The organism is Salmonella sp. 32082101201600294FB01SM01, from assembly GCF_017572865.1.
GTDB lineage: Bacteria > Pseudomonadota > Gammaproteobacteria > Enterobacterales > Enterobacteriaceae > Salmonella > Salmonella enterica.
Genome location: NZ_JAGESB010000001.1, coordinates 489,588 through 513,840, shown reverse-complemented (window position 1 = coordinate 513,840; position 24,253 = coordinate 489,588). Strand labels below are relative to the sequence as shown.

Genomic DNA, 24,253 nt, shown 5'->3' with positions numbered 1-24,253 from the left:
TTCCAAATAAAAAACCGGCCTTACGGGCCGGTTTAAGACGTAATGAAGATTAACCACGACGGGCTTTTACCGCTGTCGACAACTGACGAAGCAGCGCATCGGTATCTTCCCAGCCAATACAGGCGTCAGTAATGCTTTTACCGTAGGTCAGCGGCTGACCGCTTTCCAGACTCTGGTTGCCTTCTACCAGATGACTCTCGACCATCACGCCAATAATCGCTTTTTCACCGCCCGCTATCTGCTGGCAGACATCGGCGCAAACCTCCATCTGCTTTTGAAATTGCTTACAGGAGTTGGCATGGCTGAAATCGATCATGACCTGCGGCGTCAGTCCCGCTTTGGTGAGGCCTTCTTTCACCTCAGCAACATGTTGCGCACTATAGTTTGGCGCTTTACCGCCGCGCAGAATGATATGGCAGTCGCCGTTGCCGCTGGTATTCACAATCGCCGAATGACCCCATTTAGTGACGGAGAGGAAGCAATGCGGCGCGCCGGCGGCGTTGATGGCGTCAATGGCGACTTTAATCGTGCCATCAGTACCATTTTTAAAACCGACCGGACAAGAGAGGCCAGACGCCAGTTCGCGATGAACCTGGGATTCAGTAGTCCGCGCGCCAATGGCACCCCAGCTCATCAGATCGGCCAGATATTGCGGCGTGATCATATCGAGGAATTCGCCGGCGGCAGGCAGGCCGCTGTCGTTAATATCCAGCAGCAGTTTGCGCGCAATACGCAGACCGTCGTTAATCTGGAAGCTGTTATCCATGTGCGGATCGTTAATCAGCCCTTTCCAGCCGACGGTGGTACGCGGTTTCTCAAAATAGACGCGCATGACAATTTCAAGCTCGCCTTGAAGCTCATCACGTAGCGCCAGCAAACGGGCGGCATACTCTTTCGCCGCTGCCGGATCATGAATTGAACAAGGACCGATCACCACCAGCAGACGATCGTCATTGCCTTTGAGAATTTTATGGATGGCTTTGCGCGCGTGAGCAACGGTATTTGCTGCATTTTCCGTGGCGGGAAACTTTTCCAGCAGCGCGACCGGAGGTAATAACTCGTTGATTTCTTTAATGCGTAAATCGTCGTTCTGATAATTCATGTTTATTCCAGTGTTGCCGTACTTATCCCAATGAATGCAATCCCTCCAATCTATCTCTTCAATTAAATAGTGTAAACGGGCTTTTACACTTTGAACGGAATAATCCTGGAATTCAGGAAAAAAACGCACAAATGTAGCGAAAAATGGGATCTAACCTACACTTTTTAACTGTAACCACTCTGTTTATGAATTATTGCAAGATTCTCTGCTGCGTTAACCCGCGGCGGCGAACGCTTTTTATCCCTTATTTGAGGATTTGACTGACACGTGCACTGTTGGAAGAGGTTATCCGACATATCCACCATAACAGGAGCATCTTATGAAAATGACAAAACTGACTACGCTTTTACTGACCGCTACCCTCGGCCTTGCCAGCGGCGCAGCGTTAGCTGCTGAATCTAACGCGCAATCCAGTAATGGCCAGGCGAACTCGGCGGCAAATGCCGGTCAGGTTGCCCCGGACGCCCGCCAGAATGTGGCGCCAAATGATGTGAATAACAACGACATCAATACCAACGGCAATACTAACAGCACGATGCAGCATCCGGACGGTTCAACCATGAATCATGATGGAATGACCAAGGATGAAGAGCATAAAAATACCATGTGTAAAGACGGTCGCTGCCCGGATATTAATAAAAAAGTGGAAACCGGTAATGGCGTCAATAATGACGTGAATACCAAAACCGACGGTACCACACAGTAATGCAGAAAAAAGTCTGATAACGGGAGAGCTTTCGCTCTCCTTTTTATTTTGTCAGCGAAAAATCAGTATGATGTCTACAGTATTGATGAGAATAACAAAGGAATGACGTTATGGCGCACTCACACTCTCATGCCGATTCACACCTGCCGAAAGATAATAATGCTCGTCGCCTGCTTTTCGCCTTTATCGTCACTGCCGGATTTATGCTCCTTGAGGTGGTGGGCGGGATACTCTCCGGCTCTCTGGCGTTGTTGGCGGATGCGGGACATATGCTCACCGACGCGGCGGCCCTTCTCTTTGCGCTGCTGGCGGTTCAATTTTCCCGTCGCCCCCCGACTGTTCGCCACACTTTTGGCTGGCTAAGACTCACCACACTGGCGGCCTTTGTGAATGCCATTGCGTTGGTGGTCATTACCCTTCTCATTGTCTGGGAAGCGATAGAGCGCTTTTACACGCCACGTCCGGTGGCGGGTAATCTGATGATGGTGATTGCGGTCGCGGGTCTGCTGGCGAACCTGTTTGCATTCTGGATTCTCCATCGGGGAAGCGATGAAAAAAATCTGAACGTGCGCGCTGCCGCGCTACATGTGATGGGCGATTTGCTGGGTTCCGTCGGCGCAATAGTCGCCGCGTTGATCATTATCTGGACGGGCTGGACGCCAGCGGACCCGATTCTCTCTATTCTGGTTTCGGTACTGGTGCTACGCAGCGCCTGGCGTTTGTTAAAAGATAGCGTCAACGAATTGCTGGAAGGCGCGCCGGTTTCGCTGGATATTAATGCCTTACAGCGCCATTTAAGCCGGGAAATCCCCGAAGTCCGCAACGTACACCATGTGCATGTCTGGATGGTCGGCGAAAAACCGGTCATGACATTGCACGCTCAGGTCATTCCGCCACACGACCATGATGCGCTGCTGGAACGTATCCAGGATTTCCTGATGCACGAATACCATATTGCGCACGCTACGATTCAAATGGAGTATCAAGTGTGCCACGGCCCGGACTGTCATCTGAATCAGACGCCATCCGGGCATGTTCATCACCATTAACGGGAAAGCGCGCGCGATCCTCGCTCCCGCGCGCTGTTTATCCACAGGCGGCTACCGTTCACGGCGATAAATGTCAGGATCAGATATTCCAGCGACATCGCATAGACGCCCTGCAAAGCAAAAATAACCACACTGATCACGTTGATTATCACCCACAGGAGCCAGTTTTCGACATATTTGCGTGTCATCAGAATCATCGCCGCGATAGACAGCACCATCATGCAAGAGTCCCAGAACGGGAAGGCGTCCGGTTGCAGTACGGGCATTGTCACCTGTAACCCCAGCATCTGCATAATGGCGACGGCCACGCGCGTCAGGACGGCGAATACGGGATCGATATATAGCGTCATCAAACCAATGGCTATCACACATATCGCCAGCCATGCCATTGCTTTTGGCAACGGCAGCCAGCGGATTTTAAGCTCGGCTTGATTATCCTTTGTTTGCCGCGACCACGCATACCAGCCATAAATATTGGCGGCAAAGAAAAAGAGTTGCAGCAACAGGCTGGCATAAAGCTGGATCTGAAAGAAAATAATCGCAAACAGGGTGACGTTAACCAGTCCAAAAAAGTAGTTGCTGATCTTCTCCAGACTGGCAAGCCAAATACAGAGCAGGCCGGCGATGGTCCCTACCGCTTCGATCCACGAGAGATCGTACCCGCCAGCGCCAATCGGAATATGAATCAGTATGTTGTGCGTACTAAAAAAATCCATTCTCTCCCCCAAAGATTTCCGTCTTTACGCCCGAAGTGTAGTCGCAAAATCCAGCATTCGGTTGAGGGGCAGTAATGCGCCCTCGCGTAGCGCCGCATCAACCTGTATTTCATGCGCCGCGCCTCCCTGCTCCAGCCCTTCAGCAATGGCTTTCAGGCCATTCATCGCCATCCACGGACAGTGCGCGCAGCTACGGCAGGTCGCCCCCTCGCCAGCCGTGGGCGCTTCAAGCAGCTCTTTTTCAGGCACCGCCTGCTGCATTTTGTAGAAGATGCCGCGATCGGTCGCCACGATAAGCTGTCTGTGCGGCAGCGTTTTTGCCGCCTTAATAAGCTGACTGGTGGAGCCCACCGCATCGGCCATCTCGACAATGGACTGCGGCGATTCAGGGTGAACCAGAAGAGCGGCATCGGGATAGATTTTTTTTAAACGGGTCAACGCCTGGGTTTTAAACTCGTCATGCACGATACACGCCCCTTGCCAACACAGTACATCGGCCCCGGTCTGTTTTTGCACGTAATTCCCCAGGTGTCTGTCCGGCGCCCAGATAATTTTTTCCCCCAAACTATCCAGATGCTCAATCAGTTCTACGGCGATACTGGAGGTCACAACCCAGTCCGCACGCGCTTTAACAGCAGCCGAGGTGTTAGCATAGACCACTACGGTTCTGTCAGGATGCGCATCACAAAAAGCGCTAAATTCGTCTATTGGGCAGCCTAAATCCAGCGAACATTCCGCCGCCAGGGTAGGCATAAGAATGGTTTTTTCCGGGCTGAGGATTTTGGCGGTTTCCCCCATAAACCGTACGCCCGCTACCAGTAACGTGGATGCGGCGTGCTTCGCGCCGAAACGGGCCATTTCCAGCGAGTCGGAAATACAGCCGCCGGTTTCTTCTGCCAACTGTTGAATTTCCGGATCGGTGTAGTAGTGCGCCACCATCACAGCATCCCGTTCGCTGAGGAGTCGTTTGATTTTCTCACGATAAAATTGCTTTTCATCGTCGTTCAACGGCGTTGGTTTCGGCGGGAACGGGTAGATTGCGGCTTGTGGGTCAAACATTACGCTCATCGTGGTTTCTCGTTTTACTGACTTAACGAAACAACCGAATGAAAGCGTAATAAACGCCACAATCGGTTAATTTGTTTTATATGCTAAACAAGATAGCTGATTCAATAAGGAAAGTCACAATAATTACGTAGCCCCGTATCTGATGGCGGCGTAACGTCTTATCAGGCCTACGTGAGCGGTGCCGTCTGTAGGCCTGATAAGCGCAGCGCATCAGGCAAGACCCGAACCTGCGGCAGGTTCGAATCTTCCATATTGCAGATAGCAAAAAGGCGCCTTTAGGGCGCCTTTTTACATTGGTGGGTCGTGCAGGATGACTCGGCTTCGCCTCGCCCTACGGGCCGTCGCTGACGCAACGTTATCCTTCACGCTCAACATCTGAGTTTGATGTTAAATTGGTGGGTCGTGCAGGATGACTCGCTTCGCTCGCCCTTCGGGCCGTCGCCGTAAACGGCTCCGTTGTCTCACTGCGTTCGACCCGAACCTGCGGCAGGTTCGAATCTTCATATTGCAGATAGCAAAAAGGCGCCTTTAGGGCGCCTTTTTACACTGGTGGGTCGTGCAGGATGACTCGCTTCGCTCGCCCTTCGGGCCGTCGCCGCAAGCGGCTCCGTTGTCTCACTACGTGAGACCCGAACCTGCGGCAGGTTCGAATCTTCTATATCGCAGATAGCAAAAAAGCGCCTTTAGGGCGCTTTTTTACATTGGTGGGTCGTGCAGGATTCGAACCTGCGACCAATTGATTAAAAGTCAACTGCTCTACCAACTGAGCTAACGACCCCCTGGATAAGGGTTACTGCTTCAATCATTCAGGATGGTGGGTCGTGCAGGATGACTCGGCTTCGCCTCGCCCTTCGGGCCGTTGCTAAAGCAACATTATCCTTCACGTTCTCTACCAGTTACCACCTTGTATATTGGTGGGTCGTGCAGGATTCGAACCTGCGACCAATTGATTAAAAGTCAACTGCTCTACCAACTGAGCTAACGACCCATACGGGTGCTGCCTGAAAGATTTTACTCGGACCATCTAAAGATGGTGGGTCGTGCAGGATGACTCGGCTTCGCCTCGCCCTACAGGTTGCTGACGCAACGTTATCCTTCACGTTCAACATCTGAGTTTGATGTTAAATTGGTGGGTCGTGCAGGATTCGAACCTGCGACCAATTGATTAAAAGTCAACTGCTCTACCAACTGAGCTAACGACCCGAGTGGTGGGTGATGACGGGATCGAACCGCCGACCCCCTCCTTGTAAGGGAGGTGCTCTCCCAGCTGAGCTAATCACCCGATACTACGCTGGATATTACTGACTAACCGAAGTTAGTGGTGGGTTGTGCAGGATGACTCGGCTTTGCCTCGCCCTACGGCGCCGTTGCTGATGCAACGTTATCCTTCACGTTTTATTCTCGTTTCCACCGAACGATTGGTGGGTCGTGCAGGATTCGAACCTGCGACCAATTGATTAAAAGTCAACTGCTCTACCAACTGAGCTAACGACCCACTTTTACGTTGCTTTCGAGTTGTTTAATATCCCGTGGCAACGGCGGCATATATTACTGATTTCAGATTTGAGCGCAACAAAAATTTCGACGCAGGGGGCTCAACTGCTTAGGAATCGCACGACGCGACCAGAAAAAAGGCGTTTTCTGGTCGCATGGTACGCATTACATCGCGTTAAGGCGCTTTTGCGCCTGTTTCGCGCCATCAGTGCCAGGATATTTGTTAATCACCTGCTGATAAACCGCTTTCGCTTTTGCCGTATCACCTTTGTCCTGCATGATAACGCCAACTTTGTACATCGCGTCCGCAGCCTTCGGCGACTTAGGATAGTTTTTTACTACCGAGGCGAAATAATAGGCGGCATCATCTTTTTTACCCTTGTTGTAATTCAACTGGCCCAGCCAGTAATTGGCGTTCGGCTGATAAGTAGAATCAGGGTATTTCTTGATGAAGTTCTGAAACGCCACAATCGCGTCATCCTGGCGAGACTTATCCTGCACCAGCGCAATTGCCGCATTGTAATCGGTATTCGCATCGCCACTTTGTACCGGCGCCCCTGAGGTTGCCGTACCGGCATCCGGGGCGGGGGTCGCAGCGGTTGCCGCCCCGCTCTGGTCACCAGCTGCTGGCTGCGCTGCGCCGCCATTATTTAAGCTTCCCAGCTGCAGCATAATTTGCTTCTGGCGCTCCATCACCTGATTCAGTTGATACTGATTTTCCTGGATTTGGCCGCGCAAAGAATCGATATCAGACTGATTATCGGAGAGCTGCTGCTGAAGTTGGGTTAAAAGCTGGCTGTGAGCGTTAGAGATACGCTCAAGTTGAGTGACGCGGTCTTCGACCGAGCCTGAGCCGACACTACTGATTGGCGCCTGAGCAAAAGCGGCCCAGGGGGCCGCTATGCCAACCAGTAACGACAGACTCAACAGGTGATGTCTGAAGTTACTGCTCATGCAATTCTCTTAGTAAACCAGTACAGCGCGACGGTTCTTAGCGTAAGCCGCTTCGTCGTGGCCCAGTACGGCAGGTTTCTCTTTACCGTAAGAAACGATGGAGATCTGGTCAGCGGAAACGCCTTTACCCTGCAGGTACATTTTAACGGCGTTAGCACGACGTTCGCCCAGGGAGATGTTGTACTCAGGCGTACCGCGTTCGTCCGCGTGACCTTCTACGGTGACTTTGTAAGACGGGTTGCTACGCAGGAAGTTAGCGTGCGCATCCAGCATTGCCGCGAAGTCAGAACGGATATCGTACTTGTCGAGATCGAAGTAAACGATGTTGTTCTGCTGCAGCTGCTGCATCTGCAGACGCGCTTGCTCTTCAGATGACATGTTGCCGTTGCCGTTAGCGTCCATACCAGTGCCGGCGCCGTTCAGCATGCCGCCTTCGCTACCGTCATTGCTGGCGTTCTTGTTGGAAGAACATGCCGCGATTGCCATAACAGGCAGGGCAATCATCAGGCCCTTCAGCACTTTGTTCAGTTGCATTTCTTTAATTCCTTTAGTAATCAATTAATTATTATCACAGATACGGCGACCAGGCAGGCGATTTCACCTGACCATCAGTTGCCGGAAGACGCGCTTTGAAACGCCCATCTGTAGAAACCAAATTCAGCACAGATCCCATCCCCTGAGAAGAGCTGTAGATTACCATCGTGCCGTTAGGTGCCAGACTTGGCGTTTCATCCAGGAACGTTGACGACAGAACCTGTACGCCACCCGTCACCAGATCTTGTTTGGCAATGTGCTGCTGCCCGTTATTTGAGCTTACCATTACCATAAATTTACCGTCGCTGCTGACATCCGCATCCTGGTTTTGCGAACCTTCCCAGGTAATACGCTGCGCCGCACCGCCGTTAATGTTCATTTTATACACTTGCGGACGTCCAGCCTGGTCAGAGGTAAAGGCCAGAGTCTGGCTGTCCGGGAACCAGGTCGGCTCCGTATTGTTGCTACGCCCGTCCGTTATCTGACGAATCTGGCCGGAAGCAAGATCCATAACGTACAGGTTCAGACTTCCGGTTTTCGATAACGCGAACGCCAGTTTCGTCCCATCCGGCGAGAAGGCCGGCGCGCCGTTGTGACGCGGGAAGGACGCAACCTGACGCACTGCGCCGTTTGCCAGCGTCTGGATAACCAGCGCGGAGCGACCGCTTTCAAATGTCACGTAAGCCAGTTTTGAGCCGTCCGGAGACCACGCCGGAGACATCAACGGCTGCGGAGAACGGTGCACCACAAACTGATTGTAACCATCGTAATCCGACACACGCAGTTCATACGGGAACTGACCGCCATTAGTCTGTACCACATAGGCGATACGAGTACGGAACGCGCCCTTAATGCCCGTCAGTTTTTCAAAGACTTCGTCACTGGCGGTATGACCTGCATAACGCAACCACTGCTTGTTCACTTTATAAGAGTTTTGCGCCAGTACAGTCCCCGGCGCGCCTCCAGTGTCAACCAGCTGATAAGCAACATTGTAGGAACCGTCCGGATTCGGCGTGACCTGCCCAACGACGACGGCATCAATACCCAGCGCAGACCATGCGGTAGGCTGAACTTCCTGAGCGGTGGCTGGCTGCTGCGGCAGTCGGGACCGGTCTAACGGATTAAATTTACCGCTATTGCGTAAATCTGCCGCCACGATGCCGCCGATATCTTCAGGCGCAGCGCCCGGCCCGGCCCATTTAAAAGGCACAACGCCAATCGGTCGCGCCGAGTCCACCCCCTGGGTGATCTCGATACGGACTTCTGCGTGCAGCACCGCCGCCCACAGCATCAGAAAACCAAATGCTACTCGTAATGCCTGCTTCATCATATCTCCCATACCTGGGCCTGCGACCCACGATAATTTAGCAGAATGTTAACAAACTCAAATACACAAAACCACCAGGACCAGTAACAACTCAACTGCTCCAACTTCCATAAAGAAAAGTATCTACAGTTTAAAGTCTAGTTTGGCATCCTTTATTTTCTCATAAACAGCCTGGCTTGGCGGTTTAGGAATTTTCGCGGTTTTTGCCGCCATTAACGCCGCCTGACAAAGCGCCGGATCGCCGCCCTCAGACGTAATGCTTTTTAATGAGCCATCCGGCGCCAGGCTAATATGCAAGACACATTGTTTGCCCTGATACAGGCTCGCATCATACAGGCGGCTCTGAATGGCGACCTGAATCTGTTTCGCGTAGGCGCTGATATCAGCGCCTGTCGCCCCACCGTTAGCGCCCGATGTACCGCTATCTTTCGATGGCTGGCCATTCCCTTTCGCGCCGCCGCCGGTTTTCGGCGCATTCTTACCCGAGCTGAGATCGCCAAGCAGATCGTCGACGCCTTCTGCGGCGGCCGCTTTTTCGGCAGCCGCTTTCTTCTTAGCGTCCGCCGCTGCTTTCGCCGCCGCGGCATCCGCTTTCTTCTTCGCCTCCGCCGCCGCTTTCGCCGCCTCGGCATCCGCTTTCTTCTTCGCCTCCGCCGCTGCTTTCGCCGCTTCGGCCTCCGCTTTCTTCTTCGCCTCCGCCGCTGCTTTCGCCGCTTCGGCCTCTGCTTTCTTCTTCGCGTCCGCCGCCGCTTTCGCCGCTTCGGCTTCCGCTTTCTTCTTCGCGTCCGCTGCCGCTTTTACCGCCTCGGCCTCTGCTTTCTTCTTCGCGTCCGCCGCCGCTTTCGCCGCCTCGGCCTCCGCTTTTTTCTTCGCGTCCGCCGCCGCTTTCGCCGCTTCTTCGGCCTGTTGCTGCTGCTGTTGCGCCAGTTTTGCCGCTTCTTCAGCCTGCTTTTGCTGCTCCTGAGCCGCTAAACGTTCTTTCTCAAGTTGTTTCAACCGCTCCTGTTCGGCAGCCTGCTTCTGCTGCAGCTCCTCTGCTTGCTGCTGTTGCAGCTTTTTACGCTCTTCTTCCGCGCGTCTGGCGCTGGCCTGTTGATCCTGCTGACGGTTGTACTGCTGCACAACGGCGCCAGGATCGACCATCACCGCGTCGATAGCGGAACCACCGCCGCCGCCGGCAGAAGCCTCTATATGCTCATCAAACGAACTCCAGATCAGCACTGCAAATAAGATGATATGCAGCACGGCTGAAATAATTATCGCCCGTTTGAGCTTGTCGTTTTGTTCGGTTGCCTTTGACACTCTCGGTTCCCAAAAAACTGTTCGCCTGTTACTCGCCGTCTTTCAAGCCAACGGGACGCAGACTTCAGATTGGCTGCGTCATTAAGCCAACCGATTTTACGCCCGCGCTGTGTAACAAGTTCAGCGCTTTAATTATTTCATCGTACGGCACCTCTTTCGCGCCGCCGATTAAAAAGACTGTTTTCGGATTAGCCTGCAGATGACGCTTTACTTCTGCGATCACCTGTTCAGACGGCAGTTGATCCATTCGATCTTTATCAACCACTACGCTGTATTGCCCTACTCCGGAAACCTCAATAATGACCGGTGGATCGTCGTTACTACTGACCGCCTGCGACTGATTCGCCTCCGGCAAGTCGACTTCCACGCTCTGGGTAATGATCGGCGCGGTTGCCATAAAGATCAGCAGCAGCACCAACAGTACGTCGAGCAGCGGTACAATATTGATTTCGGACTTAAGTTCGCGACGACCTCGTCCACGCGTTCTGGCCATGGCTTACCCCTTGTTGCTTTCGCTTACGGTAAACGCCTGGCGGTGCAGAATCGCGGTGAACTCTTCCATAAAGTTGTCGTAATTCAGTTCCAGCTTGTTCACGCGCTGATTCAGTCGGTTGTAAGCCATAACCGCAGGGATGGCGGCAAACAAACCAATCGCCGTGGCAATCAATGCTTCGGCAATACCCGGCGCAACCATTTGCAGAGTCGCCTGTTTCACCGCGCCCAGGGCGATAAACGCATGCATAATCCCCCATACGGTGCCAAACAGACCGATATAAGGACTGATAGAGCCTACCGTGCCAAGAAACGGGATATGCGTTTCCAGCGTTTCCAGCTCTCGGTTCATGGAGATGCGCATCGCACGCGACGCCCCCTCTACCACGGCCTCCGGTGCATGGCTGTTGGCGCGATGGAGCCGGACAAACTCTTTGAACCCGCTATAAAAGATTTGTTCCGAGCCCGACAGACTATCGCGTCTCCCCTGGCTTTCCTGGTACAGACGCGATAGTTCGATTCCGGACCAGAATTTATCTTCAAACGCTTCCGCCTCACGCGCAGCGGCGTTCAGGATACGCGTTCGCTGGATAATGATGGCCCAGGATGCTATTGAAAAACCAATCAAAATCAACATGATAAGTTTAACCAGAAGGCTTGCCTTCAGGAACAAATCAAGGATATTCATGTCAGTCACTGCTTAAACTCCGCGACAATAGACTTAGGAAGCGCACGAGGCTTCATTTTGAGTGGATCAACGCAAACAATCAGAACCTCTGCTTCATTTAGCAGCGTGTTCTCTGCGTTGACAATGCGTTGCGTGAAAACCAAAGCGGTGCCACGCATTGACGTAATTTCTGTTTGAACTTCAAGCATATCGTCGAGCCGCGCAGGCGCATAGTATTCCAGCGTCATCTTGCGCACCACAAAGGCGACCCGCTCCGCCAGCAGCACCTGTTGGCTGAAGTGATGGTGACGCAGCATCTCCGTGCGCGCTCTTTCATAAAAAGCGACATAGCTGGCGTGATAAACCACACCGCCGGCGTCCGTGTCTTCGTAATAAACTCGAATTGGCCATCGAAACATATACTTATTCATCCCTGCAGCCTCTTTGTTGGCGTCATCCGCTTGCCGCCGTAATGCCTCAAGAATGCCGTTGTATATCGCCTTGTATTCACTTTACATCCCGGTAATGCAACAAAAGTAGAGCTTTTAAACGTTGCTACTATACGCGCGGGAATGAGGCTTGGGAATGGGGGGAAGTTAAGGGAGAGTAAAAATATATGGGCTTATGCAAGCCCCTATATTTTTAAGGAGGTTTCTTATTCACAAGAAGAAGAAAATCAGGCCGACGATAAGGACGATATCCGCAAGGAGCGGACAAAAAATCCCTTGCCAGTGTACGGATTCAGGGCGAAAACCCACGCCGTGGATTATGCCTGCGCAAACCGCCCACATCAGCAGTAATCCGTGCCAGATTTCAAGCGTGCTGGTCCTGGCGGCAAACCGTGACGGGTCCCAGAACATACATCCTGCCAGCACTATCGCCATCACGAAGGAAAGCGCCCTTAACGGGCGCTTGTCCATTACCGCATACAGTTTTGCGATAATATGGGTCATTAGCTTTCTTCTTGACCGGTTTTACCCGCTTCAACGTGCTCAAGCGCCAGGGCGGTAATGATCCCGAATGCACAGGCAAGAAGCGTTCCCAGAATCCATGCGAAATACCACATTTTAAGCTCCTTACTTAGTACAGAGAGTGGGTGTTGCTTTCAATATGTTCTTTAGTGATACGACCGAACATTTTCCAGTAACACCAGCTGGTGTAGATCAGAATGATCGGTACGAACACCGCCGCAACCCAGGTCATCAGGTTCAGCGTCATCTGGCTGGATGTCGCATCCCACATGGTCAGACTGGCATTCATCATCGTGCTGGACGGCATCACAAATGGGAACATAGCGATACCCGCCGTCAGAATAATGCAGGCCAGGGTCAGCGAAGAGAACAGGAATGCCCACGCGCCTTTCTCCATACGGGAAGTCAGGATAGTCAGCAGCGGCAGAACCACTCCCAGAGCCGGAACCAACCACAGGATCGGAGCATTATTAAAGTTCACCAGCCAGGCGCCAGCTTCACGCGCCACTTCTTTAGTCAGCGGGTTAGAGGCGGCATGATGATCAATCGCGGATGTCACGACATAACCATCAATACCATACATTACCCAAACGCCCGCCAGCGCAAAGCACACTAATGTCACCAACGCCGCAATCTGCGAGGTGGCGCGCGCGCGCAGGTGCAGTTCGCCAACGGTACGCATTTGCAGGTAAGTCGCCCCCTGCGTGATGATCATCCCTACGCTTACGATACCCGCCAGCAGACCAAACGGGTTCAGCAACTGGAAGAAGTTACCGGTGTAGTACAGACGCAGATACTCATCTACGTGGAACGGTACGCCCTGCAACAGGTTGCCAAAGGCCACGCCAATCACCAGCGGCGGCACAAAGCTACCGATGAACACGCCCCAGTCCCACATGTTGCGCCAGCGCGGGTCTTCAATCTTGGAACGGTAATCAAAACCGACCGGACGGAAGAACAAAGACGCCAGCACCAGGATCATCGCTACATAGAAACCGGAGAACGCCGCGGCGTAAACCATCGGCCAGGCAGCAAACAACGCACCGCCCGCGGTGATCAACCACACCTGGTTACCGTCCCAGTGCGGGGCGATAGAGTTAATCATAATTCGACGTTCGGTGTCGTTACGACCGAGGAAACGGGTGAGCATCCCCACCCCCATGTCGAACCCATCGGTGACAGCGAAACCAATTAGCAAAATGCCAACCAGCAGCCACCAGATAAAACGTAGTACTTCATAATCGATCATTTGACGACTCCTGTCTTAGCGTGCCGGCTGAGAAGTCACGGTGGACTGCTCAAAGTGATAGCGACCGGTTTTCAGGCTGCTTGGGCCAAGGCGTGCAAATTTGAACATCAGGAACAATTCTGCCACCAGGAACAGGGTATAGAGGCCGCAAATCAGGAACATGGAGAACAGCAGATCGCCCACGGTCAGCGATGAGTTCGCTACGGCTGTCGGCAACACTTCGCCGATCGCCCACGGCTGACGACCATACTCGGCGACGAACCAACCTGCTTCAACCGCAATCCACGGCAGTGGAATACCGTACAGCGCCGCGCGCAACAGCCATTTTTTCTCACCGATGCGGTTACGAATCACGCTCCAGAAGGAAAGTGCGATGATCGCCAGCAGCAGGAAGCCGCACGCCACCATGATACGGAAAGCGAAGTACAGCGGCGCAACGCGAGGAATGGAATCTTTCGTCGCTTGCTGGATCTGCGCTTCGGTCGCGTCAGTCACATTAGGCGTATAGCGTTTCAGCAGCAGGCCGTAACCGAGATCTTTCTTCATGCTGTTGAACTGGTCGCGAACGGCCTGGTCGGTAGAACCGGCGCGCAGCTGTTCCAGCAGTTCATAGGCTTTCATCCCGTTACGGATACGCTCTTCATGCTGAACCATGAGATCTTTCAGGCCAATAACCGGCGTGTCCACGGAACGCGTAGCGATAATACCGAGCGCATAAGGGATCTGAATCGCCAGATGGTTTTCCTGTTTGTCCTGGTCAGGAATACCGAACAAGGTAAAGGAGGCCGGAGCAGGTTGCGTTTCCCATTCAGCTTCAATCGCAGCGAGCTTGGTTTTCTGCACGTCGCCCATTTCGTAACCGGATTCGTCGCCGAGTACGATAACGGACAGTACGGCAGCCATACCGAAGCTGGCGGCAATAGCAAAGGAGCGTTTAGCAAAGGCGAAGTCACGACCTTTCAGCATGTAGTAAGCGCTGATACCGAGGATGAACATCGCGCCGGTGACATAGCCGGACGCCACAGTGTGAACAAATTTCACCTGTGCTACCGGGTTCAGCACCAGTTCAGAGAAGCTCACCATTTCCATACGCATGGTTTCGAAATTGAAATCCGCAGCGATTGGGTTTTGCATCCAGCCGTTCGCTACCAGAATCCACAACGCGGAGAGGTTGGACCCCAGAGCCACCAGCCAGGTGACGCACATATGCTGAACTTTACTCAGACGATCCCAGCCGAAGAAGAACAGACCTACAAAGGTGGATTCGAGGAAGAAGGCCATCAAACCTTCGATGGCCAGCGGCGCACCGAAGATGTCCCCAACATAGTGGGAGTAGTACGACCAGTTTGTCCCGAACTGGAACTCCATGGTCAAACCGGTAGCCACACCCAGAGCAAAGTTGATACCAAACAACTTGCCCCAGAACTTGGTCATATCTTTATAAATCTGTTTGCCGGAAAGGACGTATACCGTTTCCATAATGGCCAGCAGGAACGCCATACCGAGCGTTAGCGGCACAAACAGGAAGTGGTACATCGCGGTCAAGGCAAACTGTAAGCGCGACAGTTCGACTATATCTAACATCATGACTCCTTGCTCATCGCATGAAGACTCCGAGAGTGAACCCCGTTAGAAAGGGTCACACGCATGCCCCAATACAAATTTATTTGCGGCCTCTCATCGTACTATCCCCTCGGGAAGGAAACAGTAATGATGAAAGGTTACAAACATGTTAATAAAAAACCCAAATTGATCCCGCAAATATATTACGCCGTAAAACCCTTACAATAAACAGGTTTTTAGTGGGTCAGATTTGCTTTTTTCGACAGCGATCAATTTATGGCTAATCTATCGCTTTTCAGGGAATTTGATCACGGACAATTTAACCAGTTTTGATGCTCTTTTCCAACATTTAAATATTGATTAAAATCAATTTTTAAAGTTAATGTTAATAATGTTTATTCATTGAATGCATGGTGAATTTTTTGTTAACTTTTTGTTTTTACAAAGAGTAATTTCCAACCCTCTGCAAAAAGAGGCTTATTCGGTAAGGCTAAACATTTTGTGCGCTTTTTACTGCCCCGCATCCCGTAAAAAACATTGCACATTGATGTTCAATTATTGCTAAATAGCTCACAGATTTTTTCTGTAGGTTATCAACACTTATTATTTTATACATTTAATCTATTTTTATTTTACTTATAATTAACACCGCAAAGAAACTATCTCATTGCACACGCGCCATCATCCCACCGGGATTACCCTGCCCCAACTTCCCTTTCCCGACGACTAACGGCCAGGATCATCTTGCCAGGTTATCGCCTTAATTATCGCTAATAAGCTTTCCAGATAGCCAGAAACAAACATTTTATTCGCTAATTTTTCTTTATTTCAATAACACCGTATTTACCTCTCTATAATTATTATAGCGAAGATTCTGTTATCACCTTCACAGATTCACCCTCAATTTCTACGTCACTCATAGTGATAATTCTGTTTATTCGCAGCCATAAATACCCTTTAAACATGATTAATCACGAACGAATAGTGTCAATAAGTTCTTAATAATTTTTAAAGTTAACCTCTTTTAACCAGCAAAAGTTCATATAATTTATTAAACGATATCTTTAATACTTCAGGGAAATAATGCCGGTACTCTTATGATTAAAATAGCTGTTTTATTCTGCCATTAAACAAGCAGCCTGTGTAAGCGCGATACATCTGAGGAGGCATGTAGTTCGCACTCAGGCAAACATGCGCGGCCACAGAGTCAAGCGTCAATTTACTATAGAGGTTAGCGTCAACATAGTGTAATGCTGCAATGCGTTTTTTTCATGGAGAAAAGCGCATAATCCGTCTCCAGTGAGGTCGGCAGGTCTTTCACTAAGACAGCATCTGTATTTGCTGAAAAAGAGTTAACCGGCAAACTGAGTAAATTTACTGCCGCTGCCAGACGGTTATTATCAATTATTTTTAGACTCCACCATGTTTTTTTACTGAGGCATCATTTTCCTATAGCTCAATATTTACAAAGCCAATAATTTTATATCCCGGATGCTTCACCCGTACTTTGCCACAAACAATAAAGCCATAAAAAAGGCCACCGTAAAGGTGGCCAACCATGTCGAAAACGGACATTTATCTGTTCCCGCAGGAACAGCGAGTTTTATTTTATAATTGCTTTCAGCGCTTCGCCGATATCGGCCAGGCTGCGAACGGTTTTCACGCCCGCGGCTTCCAGCGCGGCGAATTTTTCATCCGCAGTGCCTTTACCACCGGCAATGATGGCGCCAGCGTGGCCCATACGCTTGCCTTTCGGCGCGGTAACGCCCGCGATATAGCCAACAACCGGCTTGGTCACGTGATCTTTAATGTAAGCCGCCGCTTCTTCTTCTGCGCTACCGCCGATCTCACCGATCATCACGATCGCTTCAGTCTGCGGATCTTCCTGGAACAGTTTCAGGATGTCGATGAAGTTAGAGCCCGGAATCGGGTCGCCGCCGATACCCACGCAGGTGGACTGGCCGAAACCGTAGTCGGTGGTCTGCTTAACCGCTTCGTAGGTCAGCGTGCCGGAACGGGAAACGATACCCACTTTACCCGGCTTATGAATGTGACCCGGCATGATGCCGATTTTGCATTCGCCCGGGGTGATCACACCTGGGCAGTTCGGGCCGATCATGCGTACGCCTGCTTCGTCCAGCTTCACTTTCACGGTCAGCATATCCAGCGTCGGAATACCTTCGGTGATGGTGATAATCAGTTTGATGCCTGCGTCGATCGCTTCCAGAATGGAGTCTTTGCAGAACGGCGCCGGGACGTAGATAACGGATGCGGTCGCACCGGTGGCTTCTACCGCTTCGCGCACGGTGTTGAACACCGGCAGCCCCAGATGCGTGGTGCCGCCTTTGCCCGGCGTTACGCCGCCGACCATTTGCGTACCGTAAGCAATCGCCTGTTCGGAGTGGAAAGTCCCCTGGCTACCGGTAAAGCCCTGGCAGATAACCTTGGTATCTTTATTAATTAAAACGGACATTATTTCCCCTCCACTGCGGCAACAACCTGCTGAGCTGCATCCGTCAGACTTTTCGCTGCAATAATATTCAGGCCGCTGTCAGCCAGTTTCTTCGCGCCGAGTTCGGCGTTGTTGCCTTCCAGACGCACCACCACCGGAACGTTAACGCCCACTTCTTCCACCGCGCCGATGATACCGTCGGCAATCAGGTCACAACGGACGATACCGCCGAAGATGTTAACCAGAACCGCTTTCACGTTGTCATCCGAGAGGATGATTTTAAACGCTTCGGTGACGCGCTCTTTGGTTGCGCCGCCGCCCACGTCAAGGAAGTTAGCCGGTTCGCCGCCATGCAGCTTAACGATGTCCATGGTGCCCATCGCCAGGCCCGCGCCGTTCACCATGCAACCGATGTTGCCGTCCAGCGCGACGTAGTTCAGTTCCCACTGCGCCGCCTGCGCTTCACGCGGATCTTCCTGAGACTGGTCACGCATTTCACGCAGATCCGGCTGGCGGAACAGCGCGTTGCCGTCAGCGCCCAGCTTGCCGTCGAGGCAAATCAGATCGCCCTGCTTAGTGATCACCAGCGGATTAATTTCGATTAGCGCCAGGTCGCGCTCAAGGAAAATGGTTGCCAGGCCCATAAAGATTTTGGTGAACTGCTGCACCAGTTTACCTTCCAGACCCAGTTTGAACGCCAGTTCCCGTCCCTGATACGGCATCGGGCCGGTCAGCGGATCGAGCGCGACTTTATGGATCAGATGCGGGGTTTCCTCCGCGACTTTTTCGATCTCTACGCCACCTTCGGTAGACGCCATAAAGACCACGCGACGAGAACTACGGTCAACCACCGCGCCGAGGTACAGTTCTTTGCCGATGTCGGTCGCCGCTTCAACCAGAATCTGGTTTACCGGTTGGCCATTAGCGTCTGTTTGGTAGGTCACCAGACGTTTGCCCAGCCAGTTTTCCGCAAAGGCGCGAATCTCTTCTTTGCTTTTTACTACCTTCACACCGCCCGCTTTGCCGCGGCCGCCAGCGTGAACCTGACATTTCACTACCCACGGGCCGGCGCCGATTTTAGACGCGGCTTCTTCGGCTTCACGCGGAGTAGTACAGGCATAACCCACCGGCGCCGGTAAGCCATAGCGGGCAAAAAGTTGTTTTGCCTGATATTCATGTAAGTTCATGTGTTCTGTCCATCCTTCAGGTAATCGTTATCTTTAGACCTGTAGGCCTGAAAGCTGCGCGCCATCAGGCATTACACCATCGCCGGATGGCGGCGTGAACGCCTTGTCCGGCCTACAGGTAGCAGGTGATGCTCTTGCTGACTACACGTCCAACAGCAGACGGGTCGGATCTTCCAGCAACTCTTTGATGGTGACCAGGAAGCCCACGGATTCGCGACCATCGATCAGGCGATGATCGTAAGAGAGCGCCAGGTACATCATCGGCAGGATTTCTACCTTGCCATCCACCGCCATCGGCCTGTCTTTAATAGCATGCATTCCCAGAATCGCGCTCTGCGGCGGGTTGATGATCGGGGTAGACATCAGCGAACCGAATACGCCGCCGTTGGTAATGGTAAAGTTACCGCCGGTCAGGTCTTCTACGGTCAGCTTGCCGTCGCGGCCTTTGACAGCCAGTTCTTTAATTTTTTTCTCAATGTCAGCCATGCCCAGCGTATCCACGTCACGCAGGACCGGCGTGACCAGGCCGCGCGGCGTAGACACCGCCATGCTCACATCAAAGTAGTTGTGATACACCACGTCATCGCCGTCGATAGAGGCGTTCACTTCCGGATAACGCTTCAGCGCTTCCACTACCGCTTTCACGTAGAAGGACATAAAGCCCAGGCGGATACCATGACGTTTTTCAAACACTTCGCCATACTGCTTACGCAAATCCATAATCGGCTTCATGTTGACTTCATTGAAGGTCGTCAGCATGGCGGTGGAATTTTTCGCTTCCAGCAGACGCTCGGCCACGCGCTTACGCAGGCGGGTCATTGGCACGCGTTTTTCGCCGCGCGCGCCCAGAGCGGGTTGTGCTGCAGGTTCAACAGCGGGTGCTTTAGACTCACCTTTCGCCAGATGTTTTTCCACATCTTCACGGGTCAGACGCCCACCCACACCAGTGCCTTTAATGGCGCTGGCTTCCAGATTGTGTTCAGCCAGCAGGCGACGGATCGCCGGGCTGAGCGCATCGTTGTTTTGTTCTTCCAGCGACGCCTGCTGGCGCTGTGCCGGCGTAGACGCTTTCTCTTCAGATTTCGCGCTGGTCTCTTTACCCGCGCTGTTGCCTTCACGCAGGCGACCCAGGATCTGGCGAGAGGTGACAGTCGTCCCCTCCTCTTCCAGAACCGCATCCAGAATGCCGTCCGCTGATGCCGGTACTTCCAGTACCACTTTGTCAGTTTCGATTTCTACCAGCACTTCGTCACGAACAACCGCATCGCCCGGTTTTTTATGCCAGGTGGCGACGGTCGCGTCCGCTACGGACTCAGGCAGGTCGGGAACAAGAATATCTACGCTACTCATTATTTATCCTTTATTTAATCGACGTTCAGCGCGTCATTAACCAGATCTTGTTGCTGTTTCTGGTGAACGGACATATACCCTACCGCCGGAGAGGCGGAGGCCGGGCGACCTGCATAACGCAGAGCGGCCCCAAACGGAATCACTTCACGGAAATGATGCTGACTGCAGTACCATGCGCCCTGGTTGAGCGGCTCTTCCTGGCACCAGACAAAATCATGGACGTGAGCGTATGGTTGCAGCGCTTCCTGCACCGCTTTATGCGGGAACGGATAGAGCTGTTCGATGCGCACGATAGCGACATCTTTCTGGTCGTTTTTGCGCCGTTGTTCCAGCAGGTCGTAATAAACCTTACCAGAACACATTACCACGCGTTTTACGGCTTTAGGGTCCAGCTCGTCAATTTCGCCAATGGCCGGCTGGAAGGAACCGTTCGCCAGTTCATCAAGCGTGGAAACCGCCAGCGGGTGACGCAGCAGCGATTTCGGCGACATCACCACCAGCGGACGACGCATCCCGCGCAGCGCCTGACGGCGCAGCATATGGTAGACCTGCGCCGGGGTGGACGGCACGCAAACCTGCATATTCTGCTCGGCGCAAAGTTGCAGATAACGTTCCAGACGCGCGGAGGAGTGCTCCGGTCCCTGCCCTTCATAGCCATGCGGCAACAGCATCACCAGACCGCACATCCGGCCCCATTTCTGCTCGCCGGAGGAGATGAACTGGTCAATCACTACCTGCGCGCCGTTGGCAAAATCGCCAAACTGCGCTTCCCAGATAGTCAGGGTACGTGGTTCCGCCGTGGCATAACCGTATTCAAAAGCCAGTACCGCTTCTTCAGACAGCACGGAGTCCCAGACTTTAAACTGTCCCTGACCGCTGTGAATATGCTGCAACGGCGTATACGTTGAGCCGTTCGTCTGGTTGTGGATCACCGCATGACGATGGAAGAAGGTGCCGCGACCGGAGTCTTCCCCGGACAGGCGCACCGGAATGCCTTCATCGACCAGCGTGGCGTAAGCCAGATTTTCCGCGCCGCCCCAGTCAAACAATTTCTCGCCTGCCGCCATTGCCTGACGGTCGCCATAAATTTTCGCCACGCGAGACTGCATTTCAATGGCTTCCGGCACGGTGCTGATACGTTTTGCCAGCTCCTGCAGGCGCTTCATTTCTACCTTGTTCGGGTATGCTTCATCCCATTCGTGGTTTAGATACGGCGACCAGGTGAACGAGTGCATATTCATCGGACGCCACTCTTTCACCACGCATTCGCCTGCATCCAGCGCATCGCGATAGAGGTTGACCATTTCGGTGGCATCTTCCAGCGTTGCGACCTTATCAGCTTCCAGTTTGTCGGCGTAGATTTTACGCGGCGTCGGATGCTTTTTGATTTTCTGGTACATCAGCGGCTGGGTTGCGCTTGGCTCGTCGGCTTCGTTGTGGCCGTGACGGCGGTAGCACACCAGATCGATGAACACATCGCGTTTAAAGGTATTACGGAAGTCCAGCGCCAGACGGGTCACAAAAGCGACGGCTTCCGGATCGTCCGCATTGACGTGGAAAATCGGCGCCTGGACCATTTTACCGATATCGGTGCAGTAAGGCGTTGAACGCGCATCCAGTGGGTTAGAGGTGGTGAAACCCACCTGGTTGTTGATAACGATACGTACCGTACCGCCCACTTCGTAACCGCGCGCTTTCGACATGTTCAGGGTTTCCTGAACCACGCCCTGGCCGGTCACCGCGGCGTCGCCGTGAATAGTGATCGGCAACACTTTGTTGCTGCTCGGTTCGTCCAGTCTGTCCAGACGGGCGCGCACGGAACCCATCACCACCGGGCTCACAATTTCCAGATGCGATGGGTTAAACGCCAGCGCCAGGTGAACCAGACCGCCTTCGGTTTCGATATCTGACGAGAAGCCCATGTGATACTTCACGTCGCCAGTACCCAGATGTTCTTTATGCTTACCGGCAAATTCGTCGAACAGATCCTGCGGTTTTTTACCCAGTACGTTGATCAGCACGTTCAGGCGACCGCGGTGCGCCATCCCCAGCACCACTTCGCGAGTGCCACTGTTACCCGCATGGCGAACCATCTCTTTCAGCATGGGTATCAGCGCATCTCCCCCCTCGAGCGAGAAACGTTTCGCACCGGGGAATTTGGCACCCAGATAACGTTCCAACCCTTCAGCGGCGGTCAGTTCGTTCAGGAAGCGTTTTTTCTCGTCAGCGCTAAAGGCCGCACGACCGGATTCGATGCGCTGTTGGATCCAGCGTTTCTCTTCGGTGCTGGTGATGTGCATATACTCAGCGCCAATCGGGCCGCAGTAGGTCTGTTTGAGCGCGTCGAGCAGCTCGCCCAGCTTCATCGTCTCTTTGCCGCTGGCAAAGGAGCCGACATTGAAGGTTTCCTGGAAATCGGTCTCGGTCAAATCATGGAAAGAAGGATCCAGATCCGCCACGCGTTCTTGCTTCCACAGTCCCAGCGGATCGAGGTTTGCATGCTGATGGCCACGGAAACGATAAGCGTTGATAAGCTGCAGGACTTTAACCTGCTTCACATTGGTGTCAGGGTCGGAAATCGTAGAAGAGTGACGTGAGCCAGCCAACGCCTGCCGCCGGAAATATTCACGTGTTTTTGAATGGAGTTGATCCGGTTTGACTCCGGTACCAGGTAACTGCTGGAACGTCAAACGCCAGTTAGCGTCTACCGAGTCAGGATCGGTTAAGAAGTCTTCATAGAGCTGTTCTATCCAGCTCTGATTCGAACCAGAGAGGTAAGAAGAGTCCAACCAGGCTTTCAAAGCGCTGTTCTGCATCGTGATCCCTTAAGCATCTTTTCTGCTTATTTAATACTCTAAATAGGTCACGTTTCAGGAAGGCGGCAAGCTTGCGAATCCCTGGGAGCTTACATCCAGTAAGTGACCGGGGTGAGCAAGTGCAGCCAACGCACATGCAACGTGAACTATGACGAGTATTTCGCCGTGGATACTAACCACGCATACGCTGTATGCGTGCCGGGGTTCACTTGTTGCGGACTGTCGTGTCATCTGCGTCCGCTAAGGAACCTTTAAAAACTGTCTAATAATCTTCGCTGTTCAGGCTACGACTGCGTTGCGGCCTTCGCTCACTCCGGTCACATAGTTAACTATGCTCCCGAAGATTCGTTCAGACCGCGCCTTGTCTCGCTCTGAACATCTCGATTATTACTAATCATATGGCAGTTTTTAGAGGTTTCCTGCACTTCTATTGCCTGATGGCGCTGCGCTTATCAGGCCTACGGGATTGCGCCTGTAGGCCTGATAAGACGGTACGTCGCCATCCGGCAACTACTACAACTACTTATGCACTACGCTGCAACAGCATCGACTTAATATGGCCGATAGCGCGCGTCGGGTTCAGTCCCTTAGGACATACACTGACGCAGTTCATAATGCTGTGACAGCGGAATACGCTGAATGCATCGCTCATCCCTTCCAGACGACTGTCGGTCTCGGTATCACGACTATCGATCAGGAATCGATACGCCGCGAGCAGCCCCGCCGGACCGATAAACTTATCCGGGTTCCACCAGAATGACGGGCAGGATGTTGAGCAACAGGCGCAAAGAATACATTCATACAGCCCATCGAGTTTTTCACGCTGCTCCGGCATCTGCAGATGCTCACGAGCCGGTGGATTTTGCCCATTATTCAATAAGTAAGGCTTAATCTTCTCATATTGTGCGTAGAATTGCCCCATGTCTACCACCAAATCGCGGATCACCGGCAAACCGGGCAGCGGGCGAATCACAATCTTCTTACCCGGCTGGTTCAGCGCCGAAATAGGGGTAATACAGGCCAGACCATTCTTACCGTTCATATTCAAACCATCAGAACCACACACGCCTTCGCGGCAGGAACGGCGGAAAGAAAGGCTGGGATCTTTTTCTTTAAGCTGGATTAACGCATCCAGCAGCATCATGTCGCGCCCTTCTTCGCCTTCCAGGGTGTAATCCTGCATACGCGGAGCGTTATCGACATCTGGGTTATAACGATAAATCGAAAATTCGAGTTTCATCATCCTGTCTCCGC

At 52.6% G+C, this 24,253-nt stretch carries 21 protein-coding genes, 5 tRNA genes and 2 other RNA genes; 2 read left to right on the top strand and 26 right to left on the bottom strand.

The window, feature by feature from the left end:
• Positions 1–49: 49 nt before the first annotated feature.
• Positions 50–1,102, bottom strand: a complete 1,053-nt coding sequence (gene aroG, locus J4645_RS02475; protein WP_023197071.1) for a 3-deoxy-7-phosphoheptulonate synthase AroG — start codon at positions 1,100–1,102, stop codon at positions 50–52.
• A gap of 319 nt (positions 1,103–1,421) precedes the next feature.
• Here aroG and J4645_RS02470 point away from each other — a divergent pair, with 319 nt between their 5' ends.
• Both J4645_RS02470 and zitB read left to right on the top strand, forming a co-directional pair.
• Positions 1,422–1,808: a YbgS-like family protein gene (locus J4645_RS02470; protein WP_000784380.1), complete on the top strand. Its 387-nt coding sequence runs from the start codon at positions 1,422–1,424 to the stop codon at positions 1,806–1,808.
• 110 nt (positions 1,809–1,918) lie between these two features.
• Positions 1,919–2,857 carry a CDF family zinc transporter ZitB gene (gene zitB, locus J4645_RS02465; protein WP_000951250.1) on the top strand — a complete coding sequence of 313 codons (939 nt, stop codon included), beginning with the start codon at positions 1,919–1,921 and terminating at the stop codon, positions 2,855–2,857.
• Here zitB and pnuC read toward each other — a convergent pair.
• The 25 genes from pnuC to sdhB all read right to left on the bottom strand — a co-directional run bounded on the left by pnuC (position 2,854) and on the right by sdhB (position 24,239).
• A complete protein-coding gene (gene pnuC / locus J4645_RS02460; protein WP_060634160.1) occupies positions 2,854–3,573 on the bottom strand; it encodes a nicotinamide riboside transporter PnuC in 720 nt (239 codons plus the stop codon). The two genes, zitB and pnuC, sit on opposite strands and share 4 nt — an antisense overlap.
• Before the next feature lie 24 nt (positions 3,574–3,597).
• Positions 3,598–4,641 (bottom strand): quinolinate synthase NadA, encoded by a 1,044-nt coding sequence (nadA, locus tag J4645_RS02455; RefSeq protein WP_000115351.1) that lies wholly within the window; start codon positions 4,639–4,641, stop codon positions 3,598–3,600.
• A gap of 393 nt (positions 4,642–5,034) precedes the next feature.
• Positions 5,035–5,159, bottom strand: a non-coding RNA gene (locus J4645_RS02450) — RtT sRNA.
• A 29-nt stretch (positions 5,160–5,188) separates the two neighbouring features.
• Positions 5,189–5,314, bottom strand: a non-coding RNA gene (locus J4645_RS02445) — RtT sRNA.
• 29 nt (positions 5,315–5,343) lie between these two features.
• Positions 5,344–5,419, bottom strand: a tRNA-Lys gene (locus tag J4645_RS02440).
• A gap of 134 nt (positions 5,420–5,553) precedes the next feature.
• Positions 5,554–5,629 (bottom strand) — tRNA-Lys (locus tag J4645_RS02435).
• A 139-nt stretch (positions 5,630–5,768) separates the two neighbouring features.
• Positions 5,769–5,844: transfer RNA gene (locus J4645_RS02430), tRNA-Lys, on the bottom strand.
• Positions 5,845–5,847: 3 nt separating this feature from the next.
• Positions 5,848–5,923 (bottom strand) — tRNA-Val (locus J4645_RS02425).
• A gap of 137 nt (positions 5,924–6,060) precedes the next feature.
• Positions 6,061–6,136 (bottom strand) — tRNA-Lys (locus J4645_RS02420).
• A 164-nt stretch (positions 6,137–6,300) separates the two neighbouring features.
• Positions 6,301–7,089, bottom strand: coding sequence for a cell division protein CpoB (gene cpoB / locus J4645_RS02415; RefSeq protein WP_000097547.1), 789 nt, complete (start codon positions 7,087–7,089; stop codon positions 6,301–6,303).
• A 9-nt stretch (positions 7,090–7,098) separates the two neighbouring features.
• The gene (gene pal, locus J4645_RS02410; protein WP_001176621.1) at positions 7,099–7,623 is read right to left on the bottom strand and encodes a peptidoglycan-associated lipoprotein Pal; all 525 of its coding nucleotides are present in this window, start codon (positions 7,621–7,623) and stop codon (positions 7,099–7,101) included.
• 34 nt (positions 7,624–7,657) lie between these two features.
• A complete protein-coding gene (gene tolB / locus J4645_RS02405; protein ID WP_001562341.1) occupies positions 7,658–8,950 on the bottom strand; it encodes a Tol-Pal system beta propeller repeat protein TolB in 1,293 nt (430 codons plus the stop codon).
• 123 nt (positions 8,951–9,073) lie between these two features.
• Positions 9,074–10,252: a cell envelope integrity protein TolA gene (tolA, locus tag J4645_RS02400; protein ID WP_000030589.1), complete on the bottom strand. Its 1,179-nt coding sequence runs from the start codon at positions 10,250–10,252 to the stop codon at positions 9,074–9,076.
• 64 nt (positions 10,253–10,316) lie between these two features.
• Entirely contained in the window at positions 10,317–10,745 is a 429-nt protein-coding gene (gene tolR, locus J4645_RS02395; protein WP_000124676.1) for a colicin uptake protein TolR, read from the bottom strand.
• Positions 10,746–10,748: 3 nt separating this feature from the next.
• Entirely contained in the window at positions 10,749–11,441 is a 693-nt protein-coding gene (gene tolQ, locus J4645_RS02390) for a Tol-Pal system protein TolQ (RefSeq protein WP_000131318.1), read from the bottom strand.
• Positions 11,438–11,842 carry a tol-pal system-associated acyl-CoA thioesterase gene (ybgC, locus tag J4645_RS02385; protein ID WP_001046240.1) on the bottom strand — a complete coding sequence of 135 codons (405 nt, stop codon included), beginning with the start codon at positions 11,840–11,842 and terminating at the stop codon, positions 11,438–11,440. Before ybgC ends, tolQ begins: the two co-directional genes overlap by 4 nt.
• Before the next feature lie 228 nt (positions 11,843–12,070).
• A complete protein-coding gene (gene ybgE, locus J4645_RS02380) occupies positions 12,071–12,364 on the bottom strand; it encodes a cyd operon protein YbgE (protein ID WP_000148790.1) in 294 nt (97 codons plus the stop codon).
• Positions 12,364–12,477, bottom strand: coding sequence for a cytochrome bd-I oxidase subunit CydX (gene cydX / locus J4645_RS02375; protein ID WP_000270278.1), 114 nt, complete (start codon positions 12,475–12,477; stop codon positions 12,364–12,366). The genes ybgE and cydX overlap by 1 nt, the downstream gene beginning before the upstream one ends.
• Before the next feature lie 14 nt (positions 12,478–12,491).
• Positions 12,492–13,631, bottom strand: a complete 1,140-nt coding sequence (cydB, locus tag J4645_RS02370; protein ID WP_000568258.1) for a cytochrome d ubiquinol oxidase subunit II — start codon at positions 13,629–13,631, stop codon at positions 12,492–12,494.
• Between the two features lie 15 nt (positions 13,632–13,646).
• Positions 13,647–15,215 carry a cytochrome ubiquinol oxidase subunit I gene (gene cydA / locus J4645_RS02365; RefSeq protein WP_000884369.1) on the bottom strand — a complete coding sequence of 523 codons (1,569 nt, stop codon included), beginning with the start codon at positions 15,213–15,215 and terminating at the stop codon, positions 13,647–13,649.
• Between the two features lie 1,582 nt (positions 15,216–16,797).
• Positions 16,798–17,667: a succinate--CoA ligase subunit alpha gene (sucD, locus tag J4645_RS02360; protein ID WP_000114631.1), complete on the bottom strand. Its 870-nt coding sequence runs from the start codon at positions 17,665–17,667 to the stop codon at positions 16,798–16,800.
• On the bottom strand, positions 17,667–18,833 hold the full coding sequence (gene sucC / locus J4645_RS02355; protein WP_001048590.1) for an ADP-forming succinate--CoA ligase subunit beta: 1,167 nt from the start codon (positions 18,831–18,833) through the stop codon (positions 17,667–17,669). The genes sucD and sucC overlap by 1 nt, the downstream gene beginning before the upstream one ends.
• 141 nt (positions 18,834–18,974) lie before the next feature.
• Positions 18,975–20,183 carry a 2-oxoglutarate dehydrogenase complex dihydrolipoyllysine-residue succinyltransferase gene (gene odhB / locus J4645_RS02350; RefSeq protein WP_000099858.1) on the bottom strand — a complete coding sequence of 403 codons (1,209 nt, stop codon included), beginning with the start codon at positions 20,181–20,183 and terminating at the stop codon, positions 18,975–18,977.
• A 14-nt stretch (positions 20,184–20,197) separates the two neighbouring features.
• Positions 20,198–22,999 carry a 2-oxoglutarate dehydrogenase E1 component gene (sucA, locus tag J4645_RS02345; protein ID WP_023215227.1) on the bottom strand — a complete coding sequence of 934 codons (2,802 nt, stop codon included), beginning with the start codon at positions 22,997–22,999 and terminating at the stop codon, positions 20,198–20,200.
• A 523-nt stretch (positions 23,000–23,522) separates the two neighbouring features.
• Entirely contained in the window at positions 23,523–24,239 is a 717-nt protein-coding gene (sdhB, locus tag J4645_RS02340) for a succinate dehydrogenase iron-sulfur subunit SdhB (protein ID WP_001727709.1), read from the bottom strand.
• Between the last annotated feature and the right edge of the window lie 14 nt (positions 24,240–24,253).